5 protein-coding genes are annotated in these 8518 nt (G+C 67.8%); 2 read left to right on the plus strand and 3 right to left on the minus strand.

Annotated elements, in window-relative coordinates; genetic code table 11:
- The first annotated feature begins 590 nt into the window (after positions 1-590).
- Positions 591-848 (plus strand): hypothetical protein, encoded by a 258-nt coding sequence (locus AB0E62_RS33800; RefSeq protein WP_362202698.1) that lies wholly within the window; start codon positions 591-593, stop codon positions 846-848.
- A gap of 640 nt (positions 849-1488) precedes the next feature.
- Here AB0E62_RS33800 and AB0E62_RS33805 read toward each other — a convergent pair.
- The 3 genes from AB0E62_RS33805 to AB0E62_RS33815 form a co-directional block, all read right to left on the minus strand.
- The gene (locus AB0E62_RS33805; protein ID WP_362202701.1) at positions 1489-1965 is read right to left on the minus strand and encodes a nuclear transport factor 2 family protein; all 477 of its coding nucleotides are present in this window, start codon (positions 1963-1965) and stop codon (positions 1489-1491) included.
- Positions 1966-2392: 427 nt separating this feature from the next.
- Positions 2393-3028, minus strand: a complete 636-nt coding sequence (locus tag AB0E62_RS33810) for a YceI family protein (protein ID WP_362202704.1) — start codon at positions 3026-3028, stop codon at positions 2393-2395.
- Positions 3029-3146: 118 nt separating this feature from the next.
- Entirely contained in the window at positions 3147-4061 is a 915-nt protein-coding gene (locus tag AB0E62_RS33815) for a YceI family protein (protein ID WP_362202706.1), read from the minus strand.
- Positions 4062-5654: 1593 nt separating this feature from the next.
- Here AB0E62_RS33815 and AB0E62_RS33820 point away from each other — a divergent pair.
- Positions 5655-8518 (plus strand): DUF6531 domain-containing protein (locus AB0E62_RS33820; RefSeq protein ID WP_362202709.1); only part of this gene is annotated, 2864 nt, incomplete at its 3' end.

Here is an 8518-nt window from a genome sequence, read left to right on the forward strand (position 1 = left end):
GACACTAAAAGTGGTGGCCCGGGCAAATCGTGTGAAAGCACCCATGCAGGGAAAGAGCAGCCCCTGACCGGGAGTTCAGCGGTACGGCGCCGGCCGTCCGGCACTGCTTGAACGGCACCGGCCTCTCACTCCTCCGCCCGGCACGTCGCAGTCGAGCGCCGTCGTCGACGCACCCACCGCGCAGCCCTCGCCGGCGGCCAGGACGCGGCCTGTCACCTCGGAGGCGTCGCCGGAGGGGGCGGACGACGGCCCCGGTGCTCCCGCAAGTAAGGACGCTCATGTGTGCCCATGTATAAAATATTGTGCGCCGTCATGGTGCTCGCCCGGGCGCCCGTGGCAGTATCGCCATCCGTGACAGGACGAGTCCGTCGCCCCGGACGACGATCGCCTGTCGCGTGTCTTCACCAGTGGTCCGCGGCCTGATCCGTGAGGCATGAAGCGTCTCAAGCCCGCTGTCGGGTCGCGCATGGTGCGCACCCGCCAACAGAGCCGTCGCAGGAGGCAGTTGTGCCTAGGTACACCTACGTCGTACTGACGAACCTGTCGAGGGGAAGGAGGAGGAGTTCAACGACTGGTACACGAACACGCATGTGCACAACGCTCTCCGGATACCCGGTTTCGTCTCCGCCCAGCGATTCGAGCTGGCTCCCGCGCAGCGCGCCGACGCACCCTTCCCATGGGGTTACCTCGCGATCTACGAGCTGGAGATCGACGACCTGCAGCAATCGATCGACGCCCTCGCCGCGCGGTACAACACGCCGGAGATGGTGATCAGCGAGGCGCTCCACCCGCAGCGGCTCGGCCTGATCTTCGAGGCCGTGGGACCCCGAGTCGAGGCGAAGGCCTGAGCACCGCCCACGCTTCCGGCTGAGAGGTCGCTACAGTCATGGGCCTGAGCCCGTCCGGCCTCCACGACATCCGATGAACCGGCCCGCGCCACGTTCGCTTCTTGCCCCCGAGCCGTGGCCCTCATCCGTACCCCGAAGCCGTTCCGCGCTCCCCGCGGAACCCCTGAACGCGGCACCGGAAGGCGGAGAACACGGACACCCGGGAACCGACGACCGCGAATACAGCCGATCCGAGCTGCGCGGATACGCAACCGTCGGCGCGGCTGCGCCCGTCCTTGCGGTGGTCCTCCACATCACCCAGGGAATCTCGGCGGGCGGGCCACTTCGGCGGTGTGACCTGTTCGGAAGACCGGGCTCGGCTCGCCGTGACCATGCGACGGCACCCGGTCGGGAATCGACGAGGCGCTCGCAGGGTCCGGTGTCGTCGGCCCGGCCGGCGCCAACGCTGGTAGGCGGGACGGACGGGCCGTGTCCGAGGAGAGGACCCCGAACCTGTCGCGGTACTGCTGGGCGAACCGCCAGGGAGGGAAGAAACCCCAGCGTGCCGCGATGTCGATGACTGAACCGGGTGCTCCGGAAGAGGGCCTCGACCCGACAACCGCGGTTTTCCCACCCCCGCATCGCCCGGTACCACCGGCGGTCAGACCTTGGTCTGTCCCGCCTTGCTCCCGGCCGCGGCAGACCACCCGTTGAGCGGGGCCCACAACTGGAGGTCGAATGCGCGGTGCCGGAACTTCCAGACACCGTCGCGCCGCTCGAACCGGTCGGTGTACACGCCGGTGACCTGTGTGGGGCCGTCCTCACGGGAGACGACGAAGCAGTCCAGTGCGCTCTTGGCCCTCGCCGTGTCCCCGTCGATGTTCACGATCAGGTTGGCCATCCAGTGGTACATCACGGGCACCGCCGCCCACAGGTCCTCGGCTTTGGCCATGATCGCCTCGATGCCCTGGACAGGGCCGCCGAAGCGGGGGCCCAGGTCGAAGACGGCGTCGTCCGTCCACAAGGACCGCAGGAGCTCGCGGTCCGGGCCGTCGAAGCCGTGACAGTACCCGGAGAGCAGGTCCTCGATCGCGATGCGACTCTCGAGCCCCTCGATACGTTCTTCGATGCTGTGCACGTCACATTCCCTGGTCGCACGGATACCGACGGCTTTCAGGCTCACACGCGCGCTGGACCGCCAAACAGGGGACAGATTTGTACCCCTCTGCGAGCCTTGATCGACAGGGGGACTGGGGGGTGGGGAGCAACGGCTGGAGGAGGGCGAGGGCGCAGCTGGCGAGTCGTCCGCCGGTGGCGTCGATGACGTAGGCCCGGGCGTCGCCCCCCGGGGTGCAGCCGGGCGGCGAGCTGGTCGCGGCATACGGCGAGCCAGGATGCGTTCAGGGGTTCGGACAGGATCAGCTCGGATCATAGGCGCGCGACCTAGAAGGTGTCGAAGGTGTCGTCGGGGCGTGCCGGCCGGGGTTCAGTCACGTGCGGTCCTCTCGTTCGTAAGGCCATGGGGATGAGTGCTGTCAGCACTCAGCACAAACACCGTTGCAGTACTAGGACGTCGACCGGATCGCGGAGATGTCGAACTGCAGCCGGACCTTCTCGCTCACCATGGTGCCCCCTGCCTTGAGGCGCTGGTTGTAGACCAGGCCCCACTCGGTGCGGTCGATGGTGGTGGTGCCGTCGAAGCCGGCCCGCTCGAAGCCGAATGGGTCGAGAACCGAGCCGAGGTAGACGATCTGCAGGTCGACGGGCCGGGTGACGTCGCGGATGGTCAGGTCCCCGGTCATGCGGAAGGTCTCTCCGCCTTCGTGGACGGTGGAGGTGCTGTGGAAGGTCATTTCCGGGTACTGGCGCGCGTCGAAGAAGTCGGCGCCGATGATGTGCGCGTCCCTTTGCTCCACGCCCGTGTCGACGCTGGCGACCCGGATGACGAGGTCGGCCCGCGACGCGGAGGGCTGGGCTCCGTCGAAGTACAACGTGCTGTCGTAATCGGTGAAGGCCCCCCGGACCGTCGTGACCATGGCGTGCCGTACGGAGAATCCGATGTGGCTGTGCGGGCGGTCGATCGTCCACCGCCCGGTCAGCGCTTGAAGTGCCGGGCCGAGTGCCACACCTCGGGACGTGGCCCCCGCGAGCGCCGGGGTCGGCTCGCTGACGGCGGTCTGGCGTCGGCCGAAGATACCCATGATCGTGAGCCCTTTCCCATCTGATTGCTCTGTGCTGCCAAGGTGTCGCCGGGGCGCTGCCCCGCTCGGTGACCCCGCCCGAGGGCGATGCGGTCGACGATGAACCCGTTACGCAGAGTTACTTCGGTGGCGTGGGCGTGTCGTGGGTGCGGTACATCGCCTGTACGTCCAATTCCAGTTGGACGGTCGGCCCGACGACGGCGATGCCGCGGGCGAGCATGGAGCGCCAGTTGAGGGTGAAGTCCTCCCGATGGAGTTCGGCCTTCGCGAGGGCCGCGCAGCGCAGTTCCTGTTCGTAGCCCCCGTTGATCGACCCGAGGTACGTGGTGTCGAGGCCGACGGAGCGGCTGGTGCCGTGCATGGTGAGGGTGCCGTGCACGGTCCATTTGGAGCCGCCGCGGTGGGCGAACCGGGTACTGGTGAAGTCGATGTACGGGTAGCGTTCGACGTCCAGGAAGTCGGCCGAACGCAGGTGGTTGTCGCGGGTGTTGTTGCCCGTGGTGACACTGGAGGCGTCGATGCGCACCGCCACCTGTGAGTCGGCCATGTCCGGAGCGATGCGGATGCTGCCCTGGAAGCGGGAGAACCGCCCGTGGACATGGGCCATGCCGACATGCTTGGCGATGAACCGGATCGCGGTGTGCGGAGGGTCGAACAGCCAGGTACCGGCTGTCGGGAGCTCCAACTGGCGGGCGGGCTGGAGCGCGACTTGTGCGGTGGGCCTTGCCACCCCGGCCGCGATGTCGAGGTCCTCGCGGGCGGGTGACAGGCCCTCGGCCACGATCATCACGCTGTAGGAGCCGGGTGGCAGCGTGGCTATGAAGTAGCCGTGGGGGTCCGTGGCGCCACGCGTCGCGATCCGGTGGCTGTCCAGCGCGGTCACGGTGACCTCGGCTCCGCCCATGGGCTGCCCCATGGGATCGAGCACCTCGAAGCCGAACGCCCCGGCGCCGGGCGGCAGCGGGACCGAAATGCTCGACACGGCACCGGAGGCACCACGGGAACGCCGACGACGGAGCAGCCCGAGAGCCATGGAGTTCACCCTTCTTCCCCTGCGCCTCGGCCACGCGACTCGCTCGGAGTTCTTGCATTCCCGGTCGCCAGGAAACGTCGACGGCAGGGGGACGGACGCAAAGCCAGTAGTTCGCCGACGATCATAAAGCGCTCTGCGAGTAGGCCGTTCGAGCCGGTGGGGAAGCTGCTCAACCTACTTGGGGGCGGATGCGGGCCGCATATCGGTACATCGGCCGACCATATCGCCACAGCTCGATTCGTTGCTTTGCGGCAGTGCTGTGGTGAAGGGCGCAGAAAAGGGACCGGATATTCACAACCGATCTGCGGTTTCATCACGGGCCTGACACAGAACTCGCCGTGCTGCCGTCCTTCCGTGGGGCGGCGAGAAGGAGGCGCTGCCAGACGGCGACGAGTATCTCGATGCCCACACTGCCCGTCGATCGACCCGCTGCGCGCCGGTCTCACGCGCGCCGAGTCACCTGACGGGGATTCGCCTGCCCCAGGTTCCGCTCCTCGCGTCTCAGGGGAGGGGCACGCCGCGCGCGTACCACGCCTCGCGGGTGAGGTCCGGCTCGCGCAGGGCCGTGTCCCGGCAGGCGGCGATGCGTTCGGGTCGCGCCGTACCGATGACCGACGAACAACCCCCGCTCGCACGGAGGTTGCTCTCGGACGGTGTTCGCCCGGATCTCGATCTTGTCGTGGGCTGCGTGGGCAAGGCGCGGGTCGTTTCCGGGCAGGCCGAGTTCGGCGCACACCAGCGAGGTCAGTTCGGTGAGGTACTCGTTGACGGTGAGGACAGGTCCGACACCATGACGGCGGGCACAGGCAGTGATCTGTTTCCATGACTCGGTCGGGCCGGGTGAAGTCTGTGATGACTTGCCCGGGGAGCTTCACCGTCGGCTCGCGTCCGGCGGCTTCGGGGGTCACGGCGGGGACCTGGTGACCGGGCGCGGCGGCCGCGGGGGTTGCTCCGCCGCATCGCACTTTCAAGTCAACCCACAGTGGCCGTCCCCACGCCCGCCGGGTTTGCCCGGCGGGCGGCCCGGCCGTCGCCGTCCGCTCGGACCTGGACGACTCCGGCGACGTCGCCCGGCTCACCGACCGGTGCCAGGCCGGCATCCAGACCCTGCTCACCAAGGCCAGCCAGCAGGACGACAGCCGACCGGAGCTTCAGTCCCTCACCGAACGGGAAGTGGCCGGCCGCATTCTGCCGGCACATAGCCGGGGCGAGCCCGGGACGAGTCGGAACGGCCAGCGCGCTCGGCCGACCCCGTCGACGCTGGGGAGGCCGCCCAGCAGACCAGTCTGTCCAGGCAGCGGCCTCCCGTGTGTCGGCCGATGGCATCAGGCCGGGGGCTCGCGGGTGAACATGGTTTTTCGGTCGTTCGTAGCGCGCCTTGGGCAGGGCCGTTGCTCGGCGAACAGGCCACTGTGACGTCGTGATGTCGCGGTTGGTCCGTATTGGCGGCCTCGAAGGGGAGGGGCGGATTCCGGCCCGTATGTGAAGGGAATCGGCGGGAACGGCGCGGATCTTTGTGCGAATCCCGTGACAGCGTGTGCGGGCCCGGTGGCCACTGGGGTTGCTGGGGTCTGTCTTGCTGTGGGGGAAGTCATGCACTCGCGTGCCTTCGGCACGTCTCTTCGGCGTGCCCGGAAAAGATCAGTATCGGCCGCGGCGGTGGTGGCGGCGGCGGCGCTGGCCGCGGCCGTCCTGCCGGCCGCGGACGCGACCGCCGCTGGCGAACCGGTGTCGGCGTGGGGCAAGGACAGCCCCCGCTTCACGATGCCGGCGGTGAAGGTGGGGGCGAACCGGCCGGTGAAATCGCAGCCGTCGAAGAACCCGACGGACGAGGTGTACGTGCCCTGGCTGCGCGAGCAGCGCGCGCACGCCCAGAATCCCGCGTCCGGCAAGACGGCGAGAACCGGCGTCGCGGCGGATGCGTCGGTCCTGAACCTGGTGCCGGAGGGACAGGGCGACGTGCCCTGGCACCGCTACACCAGCTTCGCGATCACGGACACGCTGACCGCGAAGATCGATTTCTCGACCGGCAACCTGATGCTCACGGCCACGGACTTCGACATCGCCGGCGTCGGCCAGCGCCTGCGGCTCGCGCGGACGTACAACTCGCTGGACGCCCCGTGGGGCCGCGTCTCACAGCGCTGGTGGCAGCAGTACGAGCGCTACCTGTCCATCTCCGGCAGTGAGGTCGTCTTCTACGACGCCTCCGGCGCCACGGTCCGCTTCAAGAAGAACAGCGACGGCTCCTTCACCACCCCGAAGGGCTACTCCGAGGACCTGAAGAAGAACTCCGACGGCACCTACACCCTCACGAAGTGGAAGTCGGGTTCGAAGGAGACCTACGACGCCAACGGCTGCCTGACCAAGGTCACCGACCGCAACCACGGCACCATCACCGTCACCCAGCACGACGAGAACGGCCAGAACAAGGGCTTCAAACTCGCCGAAACCCGCTCAGGACGGTGGATCGACCTCTACAAGACCTACCCGTCGCAGTGGCAGGCCAAGGACAACACCGGCCGCACCGCCGTCTACAACCTCGACGCGGACGGCAACCTGGCCACCACCACCGACACCGAGGGCAAGACGGTCACCTTCGGCTACGACACCTCCGGCCGCATCAACAAGATCACCACGGCAGAGGGCCGGGTGACGGTCCTCACCTACGACGACGTCAACCGGATCACCTCGATGCTGCGCGCCACCGGCTTCAACGCCTCCGGCGGCACGGGCCCGACCTGGACCTACGCTTACACCAGCGACTCGGCGACGGCGGCGGGCAAGACCACCGCCACCGACCCCGAACTGCACACGACGCAGTACGAGCACGACGGTGACGGCCAGGTCACCGACGTGACCGACCATCTCCAGCGCAAGCGGTCCACCAAGTTCGACGCCAACCACAACATCGACACCGCCACCGATGCTATGGGTACGGGCACCACCCCCGGAAACGTCACCGACTACGGCTTCGACAACCGCAACAACCTCGAGTCCGTGAAGGCTCCTACCGGTGGTACCACGGTCAACCACTGGCAGACCGTAGCCGGTGGCGACGTACCCTCCGATTCCACCAACCCGGACGGCGAGAAGACCGCCTTCACCTATGACACGGCCGGCAACACCAAGACGGTCGCGCAAACCGGCACCGGCGGGGGCAGCGTCTCCTACGACTACAACCCCGCCACGCCCACCTGCGGCGGCTTCGAGGGCCAGCGCTGCGCGGCCAGGACGAAGATGACGTCCAGCAAGACGGTGCAGACCGACTTCCACTACGACGCCAAGGGCAACCTGGAGTGGGCCAAGGCCCCGGCGCCCCTGGGCAGGACGACGTACACCTACGACGATCTCGGCCGCACCGCGAGCGTCACCGACGCCCGCGGCGTGAAGGTCGCCTACACGTACGACAACCTGGACCGCATCCGCACCGTCACCTCGCCGAACACGGTGAAGGTCGAGTACTGGTACGACGGCGACGGCAACCTCGTCCAGCGCTCCGACGGCACGGGAACGGTGAAGTACGAGTTCGACCCGCTGCAGCGCGAGACGGTCCGCCATCTCCAGGACGGCTCCCAGACCCTGCTCGCCTACACGGCGGCGGGCAACGTCGACTACTACCAGGACCCGGCCGGCAAGACCGACTACACCTGGAACGAGGTCAACAAGCTCACCGAACTGAAGGACCCCCAGGGCCGGGTGACGACGTACCAGTACAACAACAACGACGTGCGTACCACGACCGCCTACCCCGGCGGCACGGTCCAGAAGGTCGACCCGGACAATTCCAGCCGGCCGAAGAACATCAAGGTGACCTCCGACCAGGGAACCCTGGTCGACCTGGACTACACCTACGGTTACGGCACGGACAACGCCACCGACGGTAGCAAGATCCGCACCATGACGGACAACGTCACCGGCCGCAAGCGCACCTACACCTACGACGGCGCGGGCCGCTTCTCCTACGCCGACGAGGTCAAGGCCGCAAGCGTCGTCGACTCCTGGCAGTACTGCTACGACCTCGCCGGCAACCTCACCTCCCAGGGCACCGACCAAGGCTGCCCCCGCACCACCACCTACACCTACAACGACGCCCAGCAGCTCACGTCGAAGTCCGGCACCAGCGGCACCTGGTCCTACGACCCGGTCGGCAACGAGACCGCCGGCGCCTCCACCGACGACTACCTGCGCACCGGCGAGACGTGGACCGACCACTCCCAGATGTCGTCCATCACCGTCAACGGCAAGACCTACGCGGGCCAGTACGGTTCCACCGACCAGAGCGAACGCATCCGGCTCGGCGACACGTACTTCCACAACGGCCCGCTCGGCCTGTCGGCGAAGTCGACGGGCGGGGTCGACATGGGCTTCAACCGCGAACCCGGGGGCACATTGAACTCCATGACGACCGGGGGCAAGAGCTACTACTACCTCACCGACGCGATCGGCTCGGTGATCGG

The sequence above is a fragment of the Streptomyces sp. NPDC038707 genome (assembly GCF_040636485.1).
GTDB lineage: Bacteria > Actinomycetota > Actinomycetes > Streptomycetales > Streptomycetaceae > Streptomyces.